Annotated in this window: 17 protein-coding genes and 3 pseudogenes; 8 read left to right on the top strand and 12 right to left on the bottom strand. The window is 65.7% G+C overall.

Annotation, left to right across the window (positions count from 1 at the left end):
* Positions 1 to 43: 43 nt before the first annotated feature.
* Positions 44 to 335, top strand: a pseudogene (locus Sp245p_RS35615) (ISL3 family transposase); the annotation flags it as partial.
* A gap of 504 nt (positions 336 to 839) precedes the next feature.
* Here the strand turns inward: Sp245p_RS35615 and Sp245p_RS03930 are convergent.
* The 10 genes from Sp245p_RS03930 to Sp245p_RS03885 all read right to left on the bottom strand — a co-directional run bounded on the left by Sp245p_RS03930 (position 840) and on the right by Sp245p_RS03885 (position 10,348).
* Positions 840 to 1,553: an ABC transporter ATP-binding protein gene (locus Sp245p_RS03930; protein WP_014241449.1), complete on the bottom strand. Its 714-nt coding sequence runs from the start codon at positions 1,551 to 1,553 to the stop codon at positions 840 to 842.
* The gene (locus Sp245p_RS03925) at positions 1,537 to 2,316 is read right to left on the bottom strand and encodes an ABC transporter ATP-binding protein (protein ID WP_014241450.1); all 780 of its coding nucleotides are present in this window, start codon (positions 2,314 to 2,316) and stop codon (positions 1,537 to 1,539) included. The genes Sp245p_RS03930 and Sp245p_RS03925 overlap by 17 nt, the downstream gene beginning before the upstream one ends.
* On the bottom strand, positions 2,316 to 3,344 hold the full coding sequence (locus Sp245p_RS03920; RefSeq protein ID WP_014241451.1) for a branched-chain amino acid ABC transporter permease: 1,029 nt from the start codon (positions 3,342 to 3,344) through the stop codon (positions 2,316 to 2,318). The genes Sp245p_RS03925 and Sp245p_RS03920 overlap by 1 nt, the downstream gene beginning before the upstream one ends.
* Before the next feature lie 4 nt (positions 3,345 to 3,348).
* A complete protein-coding gene (locus Sp245p_RS03915) occupies positions 3,349 to 4,227 on the bottom strand; it encodes a branched-chain amino acid ABC transporter permease (protein WP_014241452.1) in 879 nt (292 codons plus the stop codon).
* Between the two features lie 66 nt (positions 4,228 to 4,293).
* Positions 4,294 to 5,481 carry an ABC transporter substrate-binding protein gene (locus tag Sp245p_RS03910; protein ID WP_014241453.1) on the bottom strand — a complete coding sequence of 396 codons (1,188 nt, stop codon included), beginning with the start codon at positions 5,479 to 5,481 and terminating at the stop codon, positions 4,294 to 4,296.
* Positions 5,463 to 6,356: a short-chain dehydrogenase/reductase gene (locus Sp245p_RS03905; RefSeq protein ID WP_109138359.1), complete on the bottom strand. Its 894-nt coding sequence runs from the start codon at positions 6,354 to 6,356 to the stop codon at positions 5,463 to 5,465. Before Sp245p_RS03905 ends, Sp245p_RS03910 begins: the two co-directional genes overlap by 19 nt.
* 27 nt (positions 6,357 to 6,383) lie before the next feature.
* Positions 6,384 to 7,862: an amidase gene (locus Sp245p_RS03900; RefSeq protein WP_052584299.1), complete on the bottom strand. Its 1,479-nt coding sequence runs from the start codon at positions 7,860 to 7,862 to the stop codon at positions 6,384 to 6,386.
* 5 nt (positions 7,863 to 7,867) lie between these two features.
* Positions 7,868 to 8,293 carry a nuclear transport factor 2 family protein gene (locus Sp245p_RS03895; protein WP_014241456.1) on the bottom strand — a complete coding sequence of 142 codons (426 nt, stop codon included), beginning with the start codon at positions 8,291 to 8,293 and terminating at the stop codon, positions 7,868 to 7,870.
* A 25-nt stretch (positions 8,294 to 8,318) separates the two neighbouring features.
* Positions 8,319 to 9,107: an enoyl-CoA hydratase gene (locus Sp245p_RS03890; RefSeq protein ID WP_014241457.1), complete on the bottom strand. Its 789-nt coding sequence runs from the start codon at positions 9,105 to 9,107 to the stop codon at positions 8,319 to 8,321.
* The gene (locus Sp245p_RS03885; RefSeq protein WP_014241458.1) at positions 9,107 to 10,348 is read right to left on the bottom strand and encodes a CaiB/BaiF CoA transferase family protein; all 1,242 of its coding nucleotides are present in this window, start codon (positions 10,346 to 10,348) and stop codon (positions 9,107 to 9,109) included. Before Sp245p_RS03885 ends, Sp245p_RS03890 begins: the two co-directional genes overlap by 1 nt.
* A gap of 258 nt (positions 10,349 to 10,606) precedes the next feature.
* On the opposite strand from Sp245p_RS03885, the gene Sp245p_RS03880 reads away from it, so the two are divergent.
* From Sp245p_RS03880 to Sp245p_RS35610, 6 genes and pseudogenes are all read left to right on the top strand, one after another.
* The gene (locus Sp245p_RS03880) at positions 10,607 to 11,512 is read left to right on the top strand and encodes a LysR family transcriptional regulator (RefSeq protein ID WP_014241459.1); all 906 of its coding nucleotides are present in this window, start codon (positions 10,607 to 10,609) and stop codon (positions 11,510 to 11,512) included.
* Positions 11,513 to 11,652: 140 nt separating this feature from the next.
* Complete coding sequence (locus Sp245p_RS03875) at positions 11,653 to 11,931, top strand: helix-turn-helix domain-containing protein (protein ID WP_014241460.1); 279 nt, start codon at positions 11,653 to 11,655, stop codon at positions 11,929 to 11,931.
* Between the two features lie 115 nt (positions 11,932 to 12,046).
* Complete coding sequence (locus Sp245p_RS03870) at positions 12,047 to 13,615, top strand: recombinase family protein (RefSeq protein ID WP_275042715.1); 1,569 nt, start codon at positions 12,047 to 12,049, stop codon at positions 13,613 to 13,615.
* The gene (locus tag Sp245p_RS03865) at positions 13,612 to 14,529 is read left to right on the top strand and encodes a plasmid partitioning protein RepB C-terminal domain-containing protein (RefSeq protein WP_014241462.1); all 918 of its coding nucleotides are present in this window, start codon (positions 13,612 to 13,614) and stop codon (positions 14,527 to 14,529) included. Before Sp245p_RS03870 ends, Sp245p_RS03865 begins: the two co-directional genes overlap by 4 nt.
* On the top strand, positions 14,526 to 15,437 hold the full coding sequence (locus Sp245p_RS03860; protein WP_014241463.1) for a plasmid partitioning protein RepB C-terminal domain-containing protein: 912 nt from the start codon (positions 14,526 to 14,528) through the stop codon (positions 15,435 to 15,437). Before Sp245p_RS03865 ends, Sp245p_RS03860 begins: the two co-directional genes overlap by 4 nt.
* A gap of 395 nt (positions 15,438 to 15,832) precedes the next feature.
* Positions 15,833 to 16,120: pseudogene (locus Sp245p_RS35610) on the top strand (site-specific integrase); the annotation flags it as partial.
* Positions 16,121 to 16,319: 199 nt separating this feature from the next.
* On the opposite strand, the pseudogene Sp245p_RS03850 reads toward Sp245p_RS35610, so the two are convergent.
* Positions 16,320 to 16,601, bottom strand: a pseudogene (locus Sp245p_RS03850) (transposase); the annotation flags it as partial.
* A gap of 124 nt (positions 16,602 to 16,725) precedes the next feature.
* Between Sp245p_RS03850 and Sp245p_RS03845 the strand changes: the two are divergent.
* The gene (locus Sp245p_RS03845; RefSeq protein WP_109138358.1) at positions 16,726 to 20,436 is read left to right on the top strand and encodes an SIR2 family protein; all 3,711 of its coding nucleotides are present in this window, start codon (positions 16,726 to 16,728) and stop codon (positions 20,434 to 20,436) included.
* Here Sp245p_RS03845 and Sp245p_RS03840 read toward each other — a convergent pair.
* Complete coding sequence (locus Sp245p_RS03840; protein ID WP_129557150.1) at positions 20,412 to 22,091, bottom strand: carbamoyltransferase C-terminal domain-containing protein; 1,680 nt, start codon at positions 22,089 to 22,091, stop codon at positions 20,412 to 20,414. The genes Sp245p_RS03845 and Sp245p_RS03840 overlap by 25 nt on opposite strands.
* Positions 22,092 to 22,703 lie beyond the last annotated feature (612 nt).

Here is a 22,703-nt window from a genome sequence, read left to right as displayed (position 1 = left end):
GCATCCCCCGGCACAATGGTTCTTCCGCACTTTGCGTGGATCAGGACGGGAAGCATCGTCGAGAGCCCTGCTGCGTGCGGTAAGGGCACTGCCCCTGCCGACGCCGGCACCCCCGCGTGTGGTGGGGATGGATGATCGGGCGCTACGCAAAGGGCGGAGCTACGGAACCATCGTCATCGACTTGGAGCACCACCGCGCTCCCGACCTCCTCGCCGACCGCTCGGCCGACACGCTGGCTGCCTGGTTGCGCCAGCATCCTGGGATCACGGTGGTCGCACGCGACGGAAGTGGCCGACCGCTGGCACCTGCTCGCCAACACGGGAGAAATGGTCCAACGCTGGCTGGTCGGCGTTTGTGGGCGGCTGCGCCGGTTGCCGCCGATACCGGGTGACGCACCGCCCGTTCCGGGCCAGCGCACACACGCCTTTCCGCGCTCCCGGACGGATCTGCGGCTTGTGTCCCTCGACAGGGTCGATGTCTGGGAAAGTAAAAAGCTAACCGCCCGGAAGTACGGCGGCATCCCGCCTCTGCTGAAACCATAGCAAAGTCAGCAGGAAAAACTGGCGGAGTACGAAGTCCGAGGCGAGGTTCGCTGTCGCTGGCAATGCCCATGACAGGCAGGTTCGGCCGGACTCTGAGGCCGCTTTGCTGCTCAGCAGGGAAAATACAGGGAATTCGGCTGACGCACTGGCATTGACTGGCGTCGAGCAGCCTACCCAACGCTGGTTTTCTCGGTATTCCCGGAGCGATCGCCGATTCGGTATTTGGTCGGGAACAGGGAATTTCAGTTGCCTGTAACGGCTGGACTTCGGGCCAATGGCACTGGTCAACCGTGCGGCTCAATGGCGACCGCCACCGAGATAGCTGCTCAGCACCTCCGGGTCGTCGGCGACCTTCGAGCCGTGGGTCTGGAAGGCGATCGCGCCGTTGGCGAGCACATAGGTGGTGCCGGCGACCGCCGCGGGGACACCGATGTTCTGCTCGATGAGGAAGATGGTCATGCCCTCCTCGTTGAGCCGCCGGATCACCTCGATCATCTCCTGGACCAGCCGCGGGGACAGGCCGTGCGACGGCTCGTCCATCAGCAGGATTCGCGGCCGCGCCATCAGCGCGCGCCCGATCGCCACCATCTGCTGTTCGCCGCCGCTCAGGGTTCCAGCCGGCACGATCCGCCGCTCGCGCAGGCGGGGGAAGAAGTCGTAGACGCGCTCCAGGTCGGCGGCGATGCCGGCCTTGTCGTGGCGCGTCGCGGCGCCGAGGGCGAGGTTGTCGGCAACCGTCATGCTGGGCCAGACGAAGCGGCCCTGCGGCACCTGGATCACGCCCTTGGTGACGATGTCGTGCGGGTGCAGGCCGGCGATCGGCCGCTCGTCGAACTCCACCGCGCCGCCGCGCGGCTTGACCAGCCCGCTCAGCGCCTTCAGCAGCGTCGTCTTCCCGGCGCCGTTGCCGCCGAGCAGCGCGACGACCTCACCGCGCGGAACCGAGAAGGAGACGTCGCGCAGGACCTCGCTGAGGCCGTACCAGACGCTAAGGTTACGCACGGTCAGCATCGGGGCTCTTTCCAAGATAAGCTTCCTTGACGAACGGGTCGGCGAGGATGACGTCCGGCGTGCCGTCGGCGATCTTCCGGCCCGAGTTCAGAACGGTGATGCGGTCGCACACGCCCATCACCAGACGGATGACGTGCTCCACCATGATGATGGTGATGCCGCGCTTGTCGCGGATGCGGCGCAGCAGTTCGTCCAGCTCGGCGACGCGCGGCGGGCTGAGGCCGACCGCCGGTTCGTCCAGCAGCAGCACCTTGGGCTCGGCGACCAGCGAACGGGCAATCTCCACCAGCCTCTGCTGGCCGAACGACAGCGACGCGCCGTCGCGCTCGGCGAAGGACAGCATGCCGACGAAGGCCAGCGCCTCGCGCGCCCGCTCGCGGGCCTGCCGCTCCTCGCGCAGCACGCCGGGCAGGCCGATGGCGGCGCCCAGAACCGAGGTGCGCAGTCCCTGGTGCATCCCCGCCATGACATTCTCCAGCACCGTCATCCCCTTGAAGAGGAGCGAGGTCTGGAAGGTGCGCCCGACGCCGCGGGCGGCCACTTCGCTGGCCTTGAGGCGGGTGAGCGGCTGGCCGTCCAGGCGGATCTCGCCCCCGGTCGGACGCACCAGGCCGGAGACGACGTTGAGCAGGGTCGTCTTGCCGGCGCCGTTCGGGCCGATGATGCCGCGGATCTCGCCGGCCGGCACCGCGATGTCCACATCGCTGAGCGCGGCGAGGCCGCCGAACGACAGCGACAGGCGTTCGATGCTGAGTTCAGCCATCAGTCCTCCTCCCCTCGGCTGTGCGGTTCCGTCCACCCCGGCAGCCAGCGCCGCAGCGCCTGCACGAGGCCGCCCGGCGCGAACAGCAGCATGCCGAGCAGCAGCAGGCCGAGGCCGATCTCCTGCAGGTCCTGCATGCCGCGCAGCCCCTCCTGCATGCCGATCAGCAGCACGGCGGCGATCGCCGACCCGGCGATCGAGCCGAGGCCGCCAACGACGACCATGCAGAATTGCAGGACGATCTGGAACAGGTTGAAAGATTCCGGCACCACCACGTTCAGCAGGCCGGCGAACAGGCCGCCCGCCACCCCGGCGTAGACGGCGGTCAGCGTGTAGGCGGTGATCTTGGTGCGGGTAATGTCCACGGCGATGGACTCCGCCGCCACCTCGCTCTCGCGCAGGGCCACCAGGGCGCGGCCGATGCGCGAGCGCATGATGCCGTACGCCGCGGCCACCAGCAGGACGGCGAGGACGAGGCTCAGATAATAGATGCCCGTGGTGGTGCGCAGGCCGAGCGCCGTGAAGTCGACCGGCGTCATGACGAAGCCCGCCGTGCCGTGGGTCACCGAGTCCCAGTGCACGAAGGTCCACAGCGCGAACTGCGCGAAGGCGATGGTGGCGAGCGCCAGATAGAGCCCGCGCAGGCGCAGCGCCGGCAGCGCGACCGCCAGCCCGATGGCCACGGTGATGGCGGTGCCGACCGGCAGGGCCAGCCAGAACGGCAGGCCGGCATCGAGGCGCAGCAGGCCGGTGGCATAGGCGCCGACGCCGAACAGGGCGCCATTGGCAAAGGAGAGCTGCCCGGCGAGGCCGAGCAGGATGTTCAGGCCGACCGCCAGGATCACGTAGATGAGCGCCAGGTTGCCGACATAGACCTGATAGGGGTTGGCCACCAGCGGCAGCACGGCGAACAGCAGGACGCCGACGGCGAGCGCCGGGCGCCGGCCGACCAGCCGGCCGAGGTTGCGGCGCTTGAGGGCACGGGGGGACGAGGGTTCGGCCGAGGGTTCGTTGGACAGGGTGACCATCGCTTCACACCTCCCGTCGGGCGCGTGCGCCCAGCAGGCCGGTCGGCCGGAACACCAGCACGGCCAGAATGATGATGAAGGCCGAGACGTCCTGGATGCTGCTGGCGATGTAGGTGCCGGCGAGCGCCTCGAGGATGCCGACCAGAAGCCCGCCGATGACCGCGCCGGTCATGCTGCCCAGCCCGCCGAGGATGGTGGCGGCGAACGCCTTCAGCAGCAGGCTGAGCCCGATGTCCGGGGTGAGCAGGGTGAGCGGCGCCACGAAGACCGCAGCCACCCCGGCGAGCGCCGCCCCGGCGCCCCAGGTCAGCATGTAGACGCGCTCGACGCGGATGCCGACGAGGTAGGCGGCGTGCGCGTTCTCGGCGGTGGCCTGCATCATCTTGCCGGCCCGCGTCCGGGTGAAGAACAGCGTCAGCAGCAGCATGCACACCGCCACGCTGGCGATGACCACGAGCTGCTGCGGGAACACGGCGACGCCGCCGATGAGGACCGGGGCCGGGCTGACCAGCGGTGGAAAGGGCACCACCTCGCCCTGGCCGCCCCAGAAGTGGCGGCCGATGCCCTTCAGCACGAAGGACAACCCAACCGTCGCCATGACCATGGCGATCGGCGGCGCCTTGATCAGCGGCTGGTAGACGACGCGGTCGGTGAGCACGCCCAGCACGAACGAGCCGGCCACCGCACCCAGCAGCGCCACGATGTAGGGCAACTCCCACATCACATGCAGGGTGAAGGCGAGGAAGCCGCCGATCATGAACAGCTCGCCGTGCGAGAAGTTGATGTGGCCGGTGGTCCGGTAGCAGAGCACGAGGCCGACCGCGACGAGCGCGTAGAGCGCGCCGCTGGTGATCCCCGAGGACAAGGCGTAGGCGAGCAGCACCGCCGGGCTCCTTTCTCTGGAGGGCTGCGCCGGTCCCCTCGGGGAGCCGGCGCAGGGGATGCGGAATCAGCGGGTCGGCTTGGTGACGCCGATGCCGGTGACGCGGCCGTCCTGGAAGGCGAAGATGCCCAGCGCCTTGTGGCACTGGTGGTCGGTGGGCTTGCACTCCAGCGGACCGGCGTAGGTGTCGGTCTTCACCGTCAGGTTCGACATGACCTGGAGGATCTTCTCCCGCGTCAGCTCCGGACCGGCCTGCTTGAGCGCCTCGACCGCGAACTGCCCGGCGGAGATGCCGTACATGTGCAGGACGTTGAAGCGGTCGCCGAACCGCTTTTCGACGATGCCCTTCCACTTCGCCACCTGCGGGTCGTCGACGCCGTAGCCGGCGGCGGTGACGGCGCGGAGATTCTTCACGGAGTCGGGCGAGCCGACGCCCTTGGCCAGCACGTCGATCTCGCCGAGCGGCGAGCCCCCGACCATCAGCGGCTGGAGCCCCACCTTGTAGGCGTCGCGCAGGAATGGCACCGCCGCCTTGGGGAACAGCAGCAGCAGCACGGCGTCCGGCTTGGTGGCCTGGAGCTGCAGGACGGTGGGCGTGGTGTCGGTCGGCTCGACGGCAATCTCCTGGATGGAGACCGGCTCGATGCCCTTGGCCTTGAAGGCCTGCTTCATCGGATCGAGGCGCGCCTTGCCCCAGGCGTCCGGCTGCCAGACCACGGCGATGCGCGTCTTGCCCTGGTCGAGAGCGAGCTGGAGCTGGCCATAGACCTCCATCCAGGCGGCCGACATGGTCGTGAAGATGTACGGGTTGACCGGCTCGGTCAGGGAGTCGGCGGTGGAGGCCACGATCACCCAGGGGATCTTCGCCTCGATGACCTCGGGCTTCTGCGCGATGGCGGCGTTGGAGCAGCCGCCGCCGACGATCATGAAGGGCTTTTCCTCATGGATCAGCTTCTTGACCGCGCCGACGCCCCGGCTGGGCAGGCACTCGTCGTCCTGCTTGGTATAGACGATCTTGCGGCCGTGGATGCCGCCGGCGGCGTTGGCCTCCTCGAACACCGCCTGCACCCCGTTGAGCTGCGGGATGATGAGGCCGGCGGAGGGGCCGGTGAGCCCGCCCATGCCGCCGATGACGATGGTTTCGGCGGTGACGCCGGTCTCGGCCAAGGCGGCCGGCGCCGCCATCAGCGACAGGGCTGCGACCGACGCCAAGCCGGTCATCGTGGCCAGTCCGGTCATCGTGAGCGTGCGCATGTGCCTTCCTCCCATTTCGTTGGCCCATTTCGTTGGCCCTTTTCCGGGCGCTGCCCCTGTGTGCGGTCCTGACGCGTCGTTTTCCGATTCCGCTCAGGCGCTGCGGTTGCTGGCCCCCCGTCCACCGTCACGATGGTGCCGCTGACGTAGCCGGCCCGCGGCGAGGCCAGGAACGTCACCATGTCCGCCACCTCGCGCGGGGTGCCCATCCGTCCGAACGGCAGGCCGAGGGCGCGCTCCACCTCCGGCCAGCGCTCGGCGTCGCCGTGCCTCTGCGCGCTGAAGGTACGCATCATCGTCACGGCGCGGTCGGTGGCGGTCATGCCGGGGTTGACGCCGACCACCCGCAGCCCGGCGTCCGGCGCCCGCGCGCCGAGCGCCCGTGTGAAGGCCATCAGGGCGGCGTTGCCGGTGGTGCCAGCGATGTAGGCGGCGTTCGGCCGTTCGCCGGCGGTGCCGATGACGTTGACGATGACGCCGCGGCCGCGCTCGCTCATGGCGGCGTAGAAAAGCCGGCACAGCGCGATGTAGCCGAACACCTTCAGCTCCCAGGCGCCGCGCCACACCTCGTCGGAGACCTCGCCGATCTCGCCGCCCGGAATGGCGCCGGCGTTGTTGACCAGGATGTCGGCGCCGGCCCAGTCCGCCGCCAGGGCCTGCCGGGCCCGCTCGTCGGCCATGTCTGTGGGCACCGCCACCGCCGCGACGCCGAAGCGCGCGGACAGCGTCGCCGCCAGCTCCTCCAGCTCCGCAGACCCGCGGGCCACCAGCGTGAGGTCGCAGCCTTCCCCGGCAAGGGATTCGGCGACGGCGCGGCCAATGCCCTTGCTGGCCCCGGTGACCACCGCGCGCTTGCCTTTCAGGTCGAGATCCATGTCCGTCCTTCCATGTCCGTCCTCCCCTCACGCCACCTTGTAGCCGGTCGTCGCCGTTTCACCCCGTTCGGGCGGCCGCCACGTGGTGTCCACCTGCGGACGGCGGGTATGCTCGGGGCGCGCCTGCGCAAAGGCTGCGGCCGCTTCCAGCGCGCGGTCGTCGCGCAGGCGCCGGCCGACGATCTGGACGCCCACCGGCAGCCCCGCGGACGTGAAGCCGCAGGGGACCGCCACCACCGGCAAACCGGTGACGGAGAAGGCGTAGGTGCCGAGGAACACGTCGTAGAAGCGCTCCAGCGGCCGTCCGGCGATCTCGGTCGGCAGGGGCCGGTCGAGGTCGAACGCCGTGATCCCCACCGATGGGGCGACGATGTGGTCGAAACGCTCCAGCACCCGCCGCACCCGGTGCCAGTAGTCGCCGCGCAGCCGCTCCGCCGCGGCCACCTCGCGCACCGAGCGCTTGAGCGCGTCCTCGATCTGGTTGACGAGTGGGGCGGTCATCTCCGCCCGGTGGTGGTCGAGCAGGTCCGCATAGCGCCCGACCATGCCGAACGCCCGCGTTCCCATGACGATCTCACGCAGACCGCTCACGTCGAGGGTACCGCTTTCCACGACGCAGCCGAGGTCTTCGAAGGCGAGGGCGGCGGCGCGGGCCAGCCGCGCCACCTCCGGGTCGGTGGGCACCAGCCCGCCGAAATCCTCGACGTAGAGGATCCGTCGGCCGCGCACGGTGTCGGTGCGCCGGGCGGCGGCGGCGAGGTCCATGCCGTCGTCGGGCAGCGAAGCGGGGTCGCGATCGTCCGGCCCGGCCATCACCGCGAGCATCAGCCCGGCGTCCTCGACGCTGCGGGCCAGCGGGCCCTGGACGTGCTCGACCAGGGTGTCCCAGGCGAAGGCGCTGGGATAGACCGGGACGCGGCCCGGCGTCGGGCGGACGCCGACGATGCCGTTGAAGGCGGCCGGCACGCGGATCGAGCCGCCGAGGTCGGTGCCGATGCCGATCGGCGCCATGCCGGCGGCGACGGCGGCGCCCGTCCCGCCGCTCGACCCGCCGGAGGTCGCGTCGAGCCGCCACGGGTTGCGCGTCGTGCCGAACAGCGCGTTGGTGGTGTTCACGTCGTGCGCGAACTCCGGCGCGTTGGTCTTGCCGAGCAGCACCGCACCGGCGCGACGCAGCCGCTCCACGGCCACCGCATCCTCGGCGGGCACGAAGTCCTGGCGCAGCCGCGAGCCATAGGTGGTGCGCAGGCCGGCTGTGTCGACGTTGTCCTTGACGACGAAGGGCACGCCCTCCAGCAGCCGCGGAGCGGCGCCGGAGGCCAAGCGGGCGTCGCAGGCCTCGGCCTCGGCGAGCGCCGCTGGATTGAGGGTGCACACGGCGTTGACCACGCCGTTCACCGCCTCGGTGCGGGCGAGAAAGGCCTCGGCCACGGTACGGGCCGACATCTGGCGGCTGCCCACCGCCTGCGCCAGCTCCGCCGCGCCCATGGTCAGGATGTCGTCCATCGCCGTCACCTCCGCGTCCAGGTGCTGGCGTCCATCGTCAGGAGCCGGCGGCGGAACAGCCAAGTGCCCCCGTCGAGCACGATGTCGTCCTCGTACACCCCGCAGTCGCCGATGGCCGGCAGTTCACCCGACGGGCCGTTGAAGGCCATCAGGTAGCAGCGACCACGCACCGAGCCGTCGTCGCGCCGTTCCAGGAGCAGGTTGCCGTTCCAGTGCCGCCGGTAGCCCTGCCGGGTGGCGAGGTCACGCACCTTGTGCCCGTGCAGCGCGGCCCGGCCGGCGATGCGCAGCTCGTGCGGCATCAGCTCCAGCACCCCGTCCGCCGTGAAGCAGTCGGCGTAGCCGTCGGGGTCGCCGAGGTCGCTGCACAGGTTGTACCGGCTGTACAGGCTGCCGATCTCGAAGGCCTCCTGGGCCGAAAGCTCGCTCATCCGACGTCCCTCCCCCGTTGTTCGTTCAGACCCCGCGGAACTTGGGCTCCCGCTTCTCCTTGAACGCCGCCTGACCCTCGCGATAGTCGTCGCTGCCCAAGCAGGCTCGCACCAGCGCATCGACGGCGGCGGTGTCGCGCTCCACCGCCGGCTGGGCAAGCTCGACCAGGGCGCGCTTGACCGCGCGCAGGGTGAGCGGGGCATTGCCGCCGATGGCGGTCACCAGATCCTCCACCGCCGCGTCGGCTTCTTCGGCGCCGAACAGGCGCCCGACGAGGCCCAAGCGGAGCGCCTCCTCCGCATCGACCGTGCGGGCGGTGAACAGCAGGTCGGCCGTCGTCGAGGCACCGAGGCGCGCCGTCACCAGTTCGACGTTGGAGAAGGTGTAGCCCAGGCCCAGCCGCGCCGCCGGAATGCGGAAGCGGGCGTCCGCGGCGGCGACGCGGAGGTCGCAGCTCAAGGCGATTCCGACGCCGCCGCCGAAGCAGGCGCCGCGGACATAGGCGACGGTCGGCTTTCCGGCGGCGAACAGCGTCGCCTGCGCCGCCTCGACCGCGGCGTCGTAGACCCGCCCCTCGGCCTCGCCGCTGCGCTTCTCGGAGAATTGCGAGATGTCGGCCCCGGCGCAGAAGGCGGCGTCGCCGGCCCCACGCAGCAGGATGACCCGCACCTCCGGGTCCACCTCGGCGCGGCGCACCAGCTCCGGCAGCGCCGCCCACATGTCGAGCGTCATGGCGTTGCGGCGCGCCGGGTTGTCGATGGTCAGCCGGGCGACCGGGCCGGTGGTCCGGTAGCGGAGCGACGGCGTATCCATCAGATCACCCTCCGGCTGCGGAAATCGGTGATCTCCTGCGGTGTGTAGCCGAGGCCGCCGAGGATGTCGTCGGTGTGCGCGCCGGCCTCCGGCGTGGGGGCGGCGATGCCGGCCGGCGTGCGCGACAGCACCACCGGCTGGCCGACCAGCCGGATGGCGCCGCGGCGCGGGTGCTGCACCGGCACCGCCATGCCCAGATGCTCGACCTGCGGGTCGGCGAACACCTCGTCCATCCGGTTGACCGGCCCGGCCGGCACACCATGCGCGGTGAACGCGTCCAGCCACTCGTGGGACGGGCGCTCCGCCAAGATGGCGCCAAGTTCGGCGTTGAGCTGCGGCCGGTTGGCCAGACGGTCGGGTTCGCTGCGGAACTCAGGCCGCTCGGCGAGGGCCGGATGCCCGACGGCGCGGCACAGGCGGCGCCACAGATCCTCGCCGGAGGCGCCGATGTTGATGAAACCGTCCGCCGTCCGGTACAGACCCATGGGGGTCGAGGTTGGGTGGTCGTTGCCCGCCTGCTCCGGCACCACGCCGTCGACGAGATAGCGGGCGGCCTGGAAGTCAAGCAGGGCGATCTGGCTTTGCAGCAGCGACGTCTGCACCCACTGCCCCTCTCCGGAGTCTCCGCGCTCGGCCAGCGCGATCAGGATGCCGACGGCGGCGTAGAGGCCGGAGGAGATATCGGCGATGGCGACGCCAGCGCGCACCGGCCCCTGGCCGGGCAGCCCGGTGAGCCACATCAGCCCGCCCATGCCCTGGGCGATCTGGTCGAAGCCGCCGCGGTCGCGGTACGGGCCGGTCTGCCCGAAGCCGGAGATGGAGGCCAGGACGATGCGCGGATTGATCGCTCGCAGCGTCTCGTAATCCATACCCAGGCGGTGCTTGACGTCGGGACGGTAGTTCTCGACCACGACATCCGCGGTGCGGACGAGGCGGCCGAGGACGGCCTTGCCCTCGGGCGTCTTGAGGTTCAGCGACAACGAGCGCTTGTTGCGGTGAAGGTTCTGCATGTCGTAGCCGTCGCGCGGCCCGTTCATGCCATCGTTCGGGTCGGCCCCGGCCGGCGCCTCGATCTTGATCACGTCGGCGCCGAAGTCGGCGAGGATGCGGCAGCAGGTCGGACCGGCCCGCACCCGCGTCAGGTCCAGCACGCGGAGGTTCGCCAAGGCGTCCGACGCCGTCAGTCGGTCGCCGACCGAACCGGTACCGGCTCGTTCATGGGGGGTGCTCGACGCGGCCATGTGTGATCGCCCTCGTTTCCATCCCTGCCCGTGCACCCGGCCACCGCTTGGCGGCCAAAGTGCGCTCTGGAAGAAACGGTATCATTTGTTTGCTACACGAACGAATTAGATTTCCCTGTAGTCAGCCTTCGCGGAATTCGAAGGCGGAAGCACCGTTGCACCGGTGTCGGGGCTGCTGCACACTGGTTGCCTGCGGAATCAGACAAGGCGGCCCGTCGAAAGCCGCCGCTGAGATCCTCAAGCGGGAAGGGGCGGCGGATGGTGCGGCATGATATCCAGACGTTGCTGCTGTTCCTGCGGGTGTGCGAGACGAAGAGCATCACGCGCGCCGCCGGCCAGTCGAACCTCACCCTGTCGGCGGCGAGCCGGCGCGTGAAGCTCCTGGAGGACGGCTGCGGCACCGCGCTGCTGCACCGGCTTCCCTACGGCGTGGAGCCGACCCCGGCGGGACTGGCGGTGCTGCGCTACGCGCGCGGGGTTTTGGGGATGAACCAGCAGCTCGACGCCGAACTGGCCGACTACCGTGCCGGCGTGCGGGGGTCCGTGCGGGTGTTCGCCAGCAGCTCGGCGCTGGTGCAGCGGCTGGCCGGCGACCTGTCCGCCTTCGCCCGCGCCTTCCCCTCGATCCGTCTGGAACTGCAGGAGCGCCCGAGTGTCGAGATCGTCGAGGCGCTCTACCAGAAGGAAACAGACATCGGCATCATCGTGCGGGGTGGCGACCTGTGGCAACTCCGCACCCGGACGTACGCCGAAGACCGCCTGGCCATCGTCGTGCCGTCCGACCATCCTCTGGCCCATGGCGGCTCGGTCGCCTTCGCGTCGGTTCTCAAGGAAGAACTCGTCACGCTCGACCACGCAACCGCCGTGCACCGGCTTGTGACCGATCAGGCGCGCCGCAGCGGGCAGACCCCGAGGGTGCGCGTGCAAGTCCGCAGTTTCGAGGCCATGTGCCAAATGGTGCTGCACGGGCTGGGGCTGGGCATCCTGCCGGAACTGGCGGCGCAGCCGCTGGTGGCCGCCTTTGGGCTGACGCTCTTGCTGCTCGACGAGCCGTGGGCGCGCCGCGAACTGGCCATCTGCACCCGCGCCGGGGATGAGTTGGACGCGTCGGCCCAGCGCCTGATCGATTTCCTGGTGACCTGCACCCGGGCCGCGGGCAACTGACGGCAACGCCAAGTCCACGGTGGCGGGTTGGAAGGGAGGCGGGTACCCGTGCCGCGTTCGCCCATGATGACGCTGTGAGCGTGGCAATTCGGCGTTGTTGTGCCTTGCCTCTTTTCTTTACGCTGAGTAACCTATTGATCATGACCCGAAAGCGCCATCCCGACGACCTGAAGGCCATCGGCAATCGCTTGCGAGCGGCCCGGTTGGCGCTCGGCCTTACCCAGAAGGACCTTTACGAGCCTTTGGGGGTAAAGGCGGCGACATGGAATCATTGGGAAAGCGGCAAACGCCTGCCTGACCCGTTGGTTATGGCGCGACTGAAGGAATTGCACGGGATCACCACCGACTGGATCTTCACCGGCGACGGAGCCGCGCTCCCCTTCTCTTTGGCACGAACACTCCTGAAAGCCGCGTCGTGATCTTACGACCACGTCGCCCTGGGCGATAGGTGGACGCGCTGCGGCTTTGACGCTTGCGTTTATACACTGCGTAAAATAATTTGGAAGGCGACGGTCCTGAAAAGTTGCTTTCGCCATGCGCTCCCTCCGGACGGATGCCGACTCTCCTGATCCTTCCCGCCCGGTGCGGGCGGCTGAGTATGTGCGGATGTCGACGGAGCATCAAAAATACTCAACCGAGAATCAGGCCGATGCCATACGACAATACGCTGCCCGACATGGCCTTGAAATCGTTCGCACTTATGCTGATGAAGGCAAGAGCGGGCTGGCCATCGATGGCCGCAACGGCCTGAAGCGCCTGATCGACGACGTCCAGAATGGCCGTGCCGACTATTCAGTGATTCTGGCCTACGACGTCAGCCGATGGGGACGTTTCCAAGACGCTGACGAGAGCGCCTATTACGAGTACGTCTGCAAACGCGCGGGTGTAAGGGTCGAGTACTGCGCCGAGTCGTTCGAGAACGACGGCAGCATGGGATCCGACCTTCAAAAGATGATCAAGCGCAAGATGGCTGGGGAGTACAGCCGCGAGCTGTCGCACAAGGTCTTTGCCGGTCAGTGCCGCCTGATCGAGCTGGGTTTTCGTCAGGGCGGGCCGGCCGGCTACGGCTTGCGCCGGCAGATGATCGATCAGGATCGGCGACCCAAGAGCCTGCTGGGCCCCGGTGAGCGCAAGAGCCTTCAGACCGACAGGGTGATCCTCGTTCCTGGTCCAGAGGATGAGATCGAAACCGTACGACGGGTGTATCGCACCTTTGTTGAGGACGGAAAGACCGAGGGAGAGATCGCCGCACTCCTCAACACCGAGGGTAAGCTCACCGATTTCGGCCGCCCCTGGACGCGGGGCAGCGTCCATCAACTGCTCACCAACGAGAAGTACATCGGCACCAACATCTACAACCGGATTTCCTGCAAACTGAAAGGCAAACGCGTGGTCAACCGGTCTGACATGTGGATCAGGGCCGAAGGAGCGTTCGCCCCCATCCTTGATCCGGGGCTGTTCCAGGCCGCACAGGCTCTCATCCTCACGCGCAGCCAACGGCTGTCCGACCCGGAGATGCTGGAGCGGCTGAAGAGCCTGCTGGCGCATCAAGGATACCTTTCCGGTCTCGTCATCGACGAGTGCGAGGGCATGCCCTCCAGCGGCGCCTACCGGCACCGCTTCGGCAGCTTGGTACGAGCCTATTCGCTGATCGGCTATCGGCCCGGACGGGACTACCGCTATATCGAGATCAACCGCCACCTCCGCGATCTCCACCCCCGCCTCGTCGAGGATACCCTCGCCCGCATCCGCCAAGCCGGCGGCCGGGTGGCGATCGATGCACGCACCGACCTTCTGACCGTCAACGAGGAATTCACCGTGTCGCTGGTGTTGAGCCGCTGCCAGGAAACCCCAGCCGGGGCACGGCGCTGGGTGATTCGGCTCGATGCCGGGCTGGTCCCCGACCTGACCGTGGCGGTGCGGATGACGCCCGGCAACGACGATGTCCGTGACTACTATCTGCTTCCCTCCATCGACATGACGGCGCCGAAACTACGGTTGGCGGAGGAGAACGGAGCCGGCATCGACGCCTACCGCTTCGACGGTCTGAGCGCCTTGATGAACATGGCCAAGCGCGTCAGCCTCAAGGAGGTGCCAGGATGAGTTCGAGAAAACAACCCGCCGCACACCATGTCGGCGGGCCTTCGGAAATCCGGTCGATCCCCATCGACCGCATCCGGGTTCTGAACCCACGCAGCCGCAATCAAAAGGTGTTTTCCGGCCTCGTCGAGAGCATCGCCACCGTCGGCCTGAAGCGCCCGGTCACCGTGACTGAAAACGGCGCCGACGGCGAAGGGCCGTTTTACGACTTGGTGTGCGGCCAGGGCCGGATGGAAGCGTTCAAGGCGCTGGGCGAGACTCGGATTCCTGCGATGGTCGTCGAAGCCGGCGAAGCCGACCTCTACCTCATCAGCCTTATCGAGAACCTCGCCCGCCGCAAGCATTCCAATCGGGATCTGCTCACCGCGGTCCGCGTGCTGGAGGAGCGAGGCTACGGTGTGATGAAGATCGCCGAAAAGACCGGCCTTGATCCCAGTTACATCAGTGGCATCCTCGTCCTGCTGAAGGCCGGCGAGGAACGTCTCATCGCCGCCGTCGAGAAGGGTTGGCTGCCCATCAATCTCGCCTCCCAGATCGCCAGGGCGGGCGATGAGGATATCCAGGTTGCGATGATGGAGGCTTACGAGACAGGGCTTCTGCGTGGTGAGCAGTTGATCCAGGTCCGTCGGCTCATCGACCGCCGCCGGGTGCTGGGCAAGCAGTATGGACGTTGGACGCAGAAGATCGACACGGCGATGACCCCGCACAAGTTGCTCCAGACCTATCAGACGGAGGTTCGTCGACGGAGCCTTCTGGTGAAGAAGGCGGAGATCGGCGAGCAACGGCTCCTGTTCGTGACGACGACGCTCCGCCGGTTGCTGGCGGACGAACATTTCCGCACTCTCCTGCGCGCCGAAGGCATCGACGACATGCCCAAGGTGTTGGCCGATCGGTTGTCGGGAGACTCGAGGCCATGACCCACGTTCGGAACGGCTTCGAGGGAAAGACCATCACCGTCCCGGTTGACCATATCCTGCCGACCCGCAAGCTTGGCAAGGACATCCGCCAGTCACCGAAATACCGGACCATTCTCGCCACGATCCGCGAGGTCGGGATCATCGAGCCGCTGGCTGTCCATCCGGAAGGGCGCGGGACCGGTGAGGACGACCGCTACTACATCCTGCTCGACGGACATCTGCGGCTCGAAGCCCTGAAGGAGCTTGGCGGAACGGAGGCGGTCTGCCTTGTTTCCACCGACGATGAGGGCTTCACCTACAACCGGCGGATCAACCGCCTGAGTCCTATCCAAGAACATGAGATGATCCTGAAGGGGATCGAAATAGGCTTGGCTCCGGAGCGGATCGCGCAGTCGTTCGATATCAATGTCGAACGCATCCGTGAGCGTCAGCAATTGCTCAAGGGCATCGCCCCCGAAGTGGTCACGATGCTGAAAGACCGGATGGTGAGCCAAGGCGTGTTCGCCGTTCTGCGCAAGATGAAGCCCATGCGTCAGATTGTGGCGGCCGAGATGATGGTGTCGGCCAGCCGTTTCACGGTCAATTACGCACGCATGATCCTGGCGACGACGCGGCCGGAGCAATTGGTCGATGGGCGCAAGCCGAAGCCCGCCGCCGGCGTCACGCCGGAGGACATCGCTCGCATGGAACGCGAGATGGAAAAGCTGCATCAGGATTATCGGGTCGTGGAGGACACGCTCGGCGAGACCATGCTGGTGCTGGTGGTCGCCAAGGGCTTCATGACCAAATTGCTCGGCAACGCGGCCGTGGCCGCTTACCTCGCCAAACATCATGGCGATATCGTTGGGGAATTGAAGCGCATTATGGAAGCCGTCGCGTCCGACGCGCGCGGACCGGAACGGGAGTAACGGCATCGGATTCGCCGCTTACGCGGCCACACGGAACCAGGATCCGTGAGTGCGCCGGCAACACGCCGTTCCCCTGCTCCCATTGGCGACCGCAGTACTTTCCGGAGCCACTCCCTTGAATCGGTATTGACTCGATCAAGGCGCTGCAGCGGCGCCGGACGCCGTGTCCACGGAAACGTGGGCGCTGCCGACTTTGGTGAGGGCGTCAAGCCCCAGCTCCAAGTCCCGGTCGGCCATCGACATCCTCGCGCAGCTGATCGTCGCTTTCCTGCTCACGCCCCTTTTTCCGGAACTCTGTCCGACAAGCCTGAATCACTCCGGTTTTTGTTGCCTGACAGCTAACGACTCGAAGGCGAAAGCACCGCGCTTCTCATAAGTGCACAAAAGGAGTATGCATGCTTAGGTATGCAACCTACCCCACTGCACCCATGACCCTTGATGAGGCCTGCGTCGCATTCCTGTCCCATTGCCGAGTCAAGAATCTCTCACCTCACAGCATTCGTGCCTACGCCATCGACCTGCGTGAGTTTGAGCGTTTTGCCGGGGCAGCCACACTGGTGACAGCGGTGGACCGCCATCTGCTGCGTCGGTATTTGGCCCACCTGATGGACACCCGAAAGCTGAAAGAGACCAGCGTCAGGCGGCGCATCGCCTGCTTGAAAGTAATGTTTCGCTGGCTGGAGCTGGACGAGGTGATTGAGACCAGCCCCTTCCACCGCCTTGACGCGCGTGTTCGCCTGCCCCGGCGCTTGCCACGCAGCCTGACCAACGACGAGGCGCGGCGCCTGCAAAGTGCCGCCGCCGCCCGCGCCGGCATCACTGGCCGGCTGACTGCGGCAAAGGTGGAGCGCGCCGCGCGCCGCGCCAGTCTGGACGACCTGACAGCACTGCTGGCGGTGGAGGGCCACCTGCCGCTGCCAACGCATGGAAGATATCCTCCCACACGCCCTTGGCCGCCCAGCGGACGAAGCGGTTGTAGAGCGTCTTGCGCGGACCGTAGACCGGCGGCGCGTCCGCCCAGCGCCCACCCGACTTCAGCACATGGACGATCCCGCTGATCACACGTCGGTCATCAACGCGCGGCTTGCCTCGGGTATCGCGCGGAAGGTGCGGCTCAAGCCGTCCGAACTGCTCCACCGTCAACCAGAACTGACCGTCGTTCATCACAAAGCCCCTTTCCAGGGCTTTGAATCATAACGATTCCCTTCGGGAAAGGCTCTTTATGGGTCCAGACCCTAATTATCGCTCGACGCGGCAGCATTCAAAATCATTGAGACAGAAATAGAACATGAGCTTAGAGCTGATTGCCAACCTCGTCATAGATCGGTTCCGCGCCTCGCCTTCCGGTTACCATAAGATTTGCATGTTCATCGGGGCGGGTGCTGATATTAGTTCCGGGGGCATCACGTTCTCTGCATTTAAGAAGAGGTGCATTGAGAAAATAGTTGGCAGGCCGCTGTTTTCCGTGACCGATCCTCAGAACATCGACAGGCATTTTCAGGAAATCTTTCATGCTGGCTTGAGCGCGCTCGAAAAGGCCGCGTTAGTGGAGAGGATTTTTCGAGAAGCAAGCCAACTGCTTCCTTCGGATGCGTATCGGCTTCTTGTGTTGCTAGCGGAGCATCACGCTATTGACGCAGTTGTTACTACCAACTTCGATGTCATGTTGGAAATCGCTCAGCAAGAACTCGGTAAGGATGTATTTCAGATATACAGTCCTGGTTTCGCTCGGCCATATCCAGTACTCCCTGCAAAGGTTGCGTCCATAAAACCCTTTTATTTAAAGCTTCATGGCGATCTATCGGCGCGATCAGTACTCTACCTGAGTAATGACGAGCTGACACACCCCGACTACGATCAGGCCATGGTGGACCTGCTGACCGATATCCTCGGCTCGCATCACGTTGTCTTTGCTGGTTATAGCGGCTACGACGAGGCGTTGGCTCGACTGATCGGGTCGGCGGCCGGCAGGGCCCACCGCTGGTTCTGGTGCAACCCAGAGCCTCCCGATCCGGGTGCGCCACTGAGCATCGCACTCGCACCGAACCCTCCACTGTTTGTGCGGGCGGGATTTGATGAACTCATTAAAGCTATCGCCAAGCCGGTTTTGGAAGTCGCTCGCTTCGCCGGCGCGGCGCCCAATTATTTAGCACCACTCTTCGAGTGGCGTACCGACCGCAGCAACCGCCAGTTCATCGCCGAATATGGCCAGCGGGGTCATCTGCCCATTACTAGACTGTTCGCCCGGCGCGTCTCGCTGGAACGGGTGATCGGCACTTTCATGTCGTCGGACCGCCGCCTCGCGGTCCTCGCGGGTGCATCCGGCTTCGGGAAGAGTTCTCTTGGCGTTCGCCTGCACATGGCATGGGGCGACAACCAAACCCGGCGCATTCTGCTGCTGAAGGCCAAGGCCTTCGACACGCCGGACCTAGAGAAGCAACTGGCCGACCAGTTCGGTGGCCTCGGACACGCCGCCCCATTCTCACTGGACCTTTTCGAGCACTGGTTGCGTACCCGAGGCTTGCGCCTTGCGGTCTTCATTGACGGGATAAACGAATTTAGCGCCGACCTCGACGGCTGCGTGCGTCTTTTTCGTAACCTCATCCGCTTTGCTCGGCTCCTGCCGGATGAGGGAAGCGCCGTCAAGTTGATCGTGACCGTGCGGCAAGAAACTTGGAACGCGCTGATGTCAAAAGTCGATCCGGTGCACCTCCGAGAGGTCTTTTGGACCGACGGTGCGGTGGACGGGGCGGTCGGCGCGCTGACGGTCGGCCCGCTGACCGATGAGGAACTGCGGGACGCGCTGGGTCGGATACAGGTCGAATCAGGGCTGAATATCTCGCTTCAGTTACTGCCCCCACATGCAGTTGAGCGCATGCGGGATCCCTATCTGCTAGCGGCGATCGCCGAGAGGAATCAACCCGAACTTTTTGCCGGGCCGGTGGCGAGCATTTACCGGACGATCTACGCGCACAAGCTGGCCAACAACGGCGCTGATCTCGACGCGTCGGTCCTGTTCGATTGCCTGACCGCCGTGGCGTTTTTGTGCCTGAAGCGTTGCAACGACCAGTTCCGTGCGCTGGATCTGGGGCCGCCAGCGACCGACGGCCGTCTTCTCAGGACATTGAAGGACCTCGACATTGTCGTCGATGCCGATAATGGCTTCCTGCGCTTCGCGCACGACCGAACGCAGCAGTATTTCCTGGCAGAAGCGTTTCTCCATACCAGCGAGCTGCCGCTTGAGACAATCCATGATCTGGCGCAGATGGTCCGCTCCTTGGGCAGCAACAGCAAAGCCATCGCTGCGGCCCGCATGTACTTTCTGCTCAACATCGCGGCACGGTTTTCGCTGATCGAGTACGTGGTCCACAACCAGGGCAAACTGGCGGCGCAGTACGGCGACTCGGTGAGCGACCAGCTTTTCGAGTTCGCAAAGGACGTCCTGTACGACCTAGCCGACGAGGATCCCAAGCTTCTCAGCGGATATCTGCGCGATGCCTTCGACGCAGCCGGGCGCGGGAGGCTGTCGGAAGTCCAGTTGCGCACCCTGGTGCTGGTTGCCGCCAACCTGCCTGAAAATTTCGGCGTTCCGCTGCTAATGCAGGTGGAGCGCGGTTCGTCGCAACTCGCCACCGTCGAAGCGAACATCTTCATCTGCGACCGACTGGTCGAGCGCCTTCTCAACCGGCCGGACGAGGTAACCGCCACCGGGGAATTGCCGTCTTTGTACCGCACCTACCTGTTCGATCCTGGAATCCCCGTGTGGCGGCGTCTTGGCCGTGTCCTTGGCTTTGTGAGTCGTCTCGGGCGGGAGAACACGCATCCGACGGAATACCAAGCGTTCTCCCGAATCGCCCGAATGGCGGTCGACGCGACAGCCGCGCCCGGCCTCACTGCCACCGATCTCGCCCAGGCATGTGCGTTCGTGGTTGGCGGGTGCGACCGCTACATGTTCAATGCGACGGAACAGGGTATCCGCCGCTTCTTTCAAAATCCCGAACGACAAGCCTTCGGCCGCGTCGTCGAGCGGCTGGAAGGCGGCGGGACGCTCGAACACGATGATTTCACTCTGTTCCTGCAATATGCCGGGACGCTGTACAACGGCGATGTCGAGTATCACTTGTCCCATCTCATGTTCGTAATGTCGGCATTGAACGACGCCGAACGCACCATTGTTTTCTGGCGGGAGTGTTTCGAACGGCTTGGGGACGATCCCCTGCCGGTCGCTGTGGATTTTCTGCAGGCCGCCGTGATCTACATGTACTTGGTGACCGACCGGCCCTACGACGGAATCCTGGAGCCCTACATCCGGAAAGTGCTGCGCGATTGGCCGTCGGGATTGCTGTACCGACCGGGTGAGGAAAGGGGCTTCCGGCGCGGCTACCGCGACCGATTCGATATGATTTTTGAGGACGGCTTCGGCGTGATCTACGGGCATGCCCAACTGGCGCCGTCGACGCGCCGCCGCACGATGCGGTACCAGCAGTACGTCGATAGCTTTGGTTCGGATGAGCGCACGTCGAACCTACTGCTGGAGAATCTGAACTGCTTCCTGCAAGGCGGTATGATCGACGAATCCCTTCAAGTCCTCCAGGCCATTTGCCAAGTGGCGACCTTCTGGCCCTACGAGGGGCTTGCGTTGCTGCAGCCAGTGCTCGGCCATTCGGATCCACGCATACATCGGGCGACGGTGCGCGTGCTGGCCGAGGTATATCATCGGCACCCCCGCGTGACGCAGCGGTTTCTCCGGAGCAATGGCAGCGCACTAACGGAGGAGGATCTGCGGGAAATCAAGGTCCGTCAGGATCCACGCATCGGACGCCGTCAGATCGACGAGTTGGAATGGGGGCACCTGCTGCATTTCCTACTCGGGCTGCCGAACGCGCGACAGAGCCTGTACGCAGCGATCAAAGCACTACTGCGGGCAGAGTCGCTGGAACAGGCATTCGTTGCCGTCGCCGTGGCGCTCGGCCTTCACGCGGAGATAGGCCGGCAGTAGGTCCCCTGCAGAAATAGCCCGTCAAGCCCCATGCCGCGGAACGCGTCGATGGCATCCGTGGGCGTCTCGACCAAGGGCTCGCCCCGCCGGTTGAAGGAGGTGTTCAGCAGAAGTGGAACTCCCGTCTGCTGACGGAAGGCCCGCAGAATATCCAGCAGGAACGGGTCCGAACGCTCGTCGATGATTTGGACGCGGGCAGTGCCGTCGACGTGCACGATGGCCGGGGCCTCACGGCGGCACCGCTCGGTTGCGGTTGCCACGCGCAGCATGAACCGGTCCATCTGACGAGGATCGTCGAAATAGCTCGGGAAGTCTTCGGCGAGGATCATCGGCGCCAAGGGCCGGAATGGCTCGCGATGCTTGATCGACCTGTTGATGCGCTCACGCACCAACGCATCCCTCGGGTCAGCCAAGATACTACGGCCCCCCAACGCCCTGGGTCCGGACTCCGACGGGCCCTGGAACACCCCTATGACCTCCCCGCGGGCGAGACGCATAGCAAGGTTTTCTGGCGTTGTAACGGAGGCGTCGACCGCCACGCTCGGATACGCAAAGCTCACCGCTTGCGCGATATCGGTGGCGGAGTACGTTTTGCCGGGCCGCGAAACCGCCGGGTCGAGCGGCGCGCCACGCATTGTGAAGGCGATAGGCCGTCCGGCCTGTTCGCGAGCATCCAGCCAGAGCGCGCCGAAGCCGATACCCGCATCGCCAGCGAACGGCGGAACGACGAGCCGCACCCCGTCCCGTAGGTGTCTGGCAAGAACGGAATTAGCCACCGGGTTAAGCGCGCAGCCGCCGACGAGACAGACGGCATCATAGCGATCGTCGGGCAACAGGCGATAGCAGTGCAGCAGGACACGCTCCAGAAGCACCTGAGCGCTTGCCGCCATGTCGACGCGGGCGGCAAAGCGATCCATTTCCTTATTAAGCAGTTCGCCGATGCGGTCGCGAACATCGGGCATATTCAGGTTGCAGGAGAAGCAATCGTCCATCCCGCTTCCAAACGTGACAAGCGCCTCGAGCTCGGCCAGGAACCTCGGCCGTCCATGCGCGGCCAACCCCATGGTTTTTCCGGTTTCCATTAAGTCGAACCCGATGGCCGCTGTGACGACTTCGTAGAGCATGCCGATGGAGTTGTCGCTCGCTGTGGGGTAGCCCGAGTCCGCCTCGTCGAAGCAAGAGCCGGTGGTTCGCCCGAGGCGCAACAACTCGCCGCCCTCATACCGGAAGAAGCCGAACGTTTCGCGGTTCAACCCGGTGCCGGACATTGAACGGCCAATGATCGAACCTTCCCCGTCATAGACAATTACGGCTGCCTTCGCGTCGGGAGGCAACAGGCACACGGCGGAAGCGGCATGGCATAGATGATGGGAAAAGGTGCGGATCTCCATGTCCGGCCATTCCGACATGATCTTCCTTGGCAGGAGATCGCTACTGACGATGCGGCTGACATCCTTCAATGCGATGCCGCACGCATCGAGGCAATAGGGGACCGACAAACCCACCGGGTTTTGGAACCAATGGGCCAAGCCGTATTTGCGCCGGCTCAAGCGCTCTTCTTCTATAGCTACCCTGAGGTCGTATCCGTGGGCGAGCACAGCCGCAAAATCATGATCCGATCCACCAAGGCCAAGCACCCATTCTCCCGCGTCCACCTTATCACCTCTCTGGGCTCGTCGAAAGTCACAGACCAGCGGCGCTTCGCTGGAAAGGCAACTGCCGCGTCGAGCGATAATTAGTAGTTATCTGACCAAAATGAAGGATATGGGATGCGTGCGGCGCACCAGCCTCACACACCCCATGGCTGTGCCTCAGCTTAACGAGAAACTATGAAAAATGCGAGAATATCGTTCGCACTCTCGTACGGAGGGCGATGAAGGATCGCTGAAGAGGTTACGAGCGAAATTTCCTCTGAACTCACTTACTGGCTGGCGCTTGTCGCGGAGGAGATCATCAACGAGGTGGTCAGTTAGATCAGGCTGTTTCACACGCCATGGCGGCGCGCCACCGCGCCGTGCCCGCCGCGGACTTTGCCGACCAAGCGGATCTCCTCCTCGGCCGAGTAGGTGCTTCACCCACCGGCGCCGGTGATGACCTCAATACGCTGGACCGCCGCGGTGCAAATCACGCTGCGTGCCACGATGCCGAGCCGGCCACGCACAGTGGCGGCGACCTCCAGATTTCAGCACGCTGCCCCCGTTCCCACAAGGCAGCCTCCGGACGACGCTTACCTCCCATATCGGGGGCAGGGAATGTTGCCCCTTTCG

It is taken from the genome of Azospirillum baldaniorum (assembly GCF_003119195.2).
Taxonomy (GTDB): Bacteria; Pseudomonadota; Alphaproteobacteria; order Azospirillales; family Azospirillaceae; genus Azospirillum; species Azospirillum baldaniorum.
The sequence above is the reverse complement of the archived record's forward strand: the minus strand, read 5'-3'. Positions and strand labels throughout refer to the sequence as shown.

Coding starts and splice junctions, on each gene's coding strand:
- Sp245p_RS03910 (WP_014241453.1), bottom strand. CDS start 5,481: ATGCGCACGCTCACGATGACCGGACTGGCCACGATGACCGGCTTGGCG.
- Sp245p_RS03885 (WP_014241458.1), bottom strand. CDS start 10,348: ATGGCCGCGTCGAGCACCCCCCATGAACGAGCCGGTACCGGTTCGGTC.
- Sp245p_RS03860 (WP_014241463.1), top strand. CDS start 14,526: ATGACCCACGTTCGGAACGGCTTCGAGGGAAAGACCATCACCGTCCCG.
- Sp245p_RS03880 (WP_014241459.1), top strand. CDS start 10,607: ATGGTGCGGCATGATATCCAGACGTTGCTGCTGTTCCTGCGGGTGTGC.
- Sp245p_RS03900 (WP_052584299.1), bottom strand. CDS start 7,862: ATGGACGACATCCTGACCATGGGCGCGGCGGAGCTGGCGCAGGCGGTG.
- Sp245p_RS03870 (WP_275042715.1), top strand. CDS start 12,047: ATGCGCTCCCTCCGGACGGATGCCGACTCTCCTGATCCTTCCCGCCCG.
- Sp245p_RS03890 (WP_014241457.1), bottom strand. CDS start 9,107: ATGGATACGCCGTCGCTCCGCTACCGGACCACCGGCCCGGTCGCCCGG.
- Sp245p_RS03865 (WP_014241462.1), top strand. CDS start 13,612: ATGAGTTCGAGAAAACAACCCGCCGCACACCATGTCGGCGGGCCTTCG.
- Sp245p_RS03845 (WP_109138358.1), top strand. CDS start 16,726: ATGAGCTTAGAGCTGATTGCCAACCTCGTCATAGATCGGTTCCGCGCC.
- Sp245p_RS03930 (WP_014241449.1), bottom strand. CDS start 1,553: ATGCTGACCGTGCGTAACCTTAGCGTCTGGTACGGCCTCAGCGAGGTC.
- Sp245p_RS03875 (WP_014241460.1), top strand. CDS start 11,653: ATGACCCGAAAGCGCCATCCCGACGACCTGAAGGCCATCGGCAATCGC.
- Sp245p_RS03895 (WP_014241456.1), bottom strand. CDS start 8,293: ATGAGCGAGCTTTCGGCCCAGGAGGCCTTCGAGATCGGCAGCCTGTAC.
- Sp245p_RS03920 (WP_014241451.1), bottom strand. CDS start 3,344: ATGGTCACCCTGTCCAACGAACCCTCGGCCGAACCCTCGTCCCCCCGT.
- Sp245p_RS03925 (WP_014241450.1), bottom strand. CDS start 2,316: ATGGCTGAACTCAGCATCGAACGCCTGTCGCTGTCGTTCGGCGGCCTC.
- Sp245p_RS03905 (WP_109138359.1), bottom strand. CDS start 6,356: ATGGATCTCGACCTGAAAGGCAAGCGCGCGGTGGTCACCGGGGCCAGC.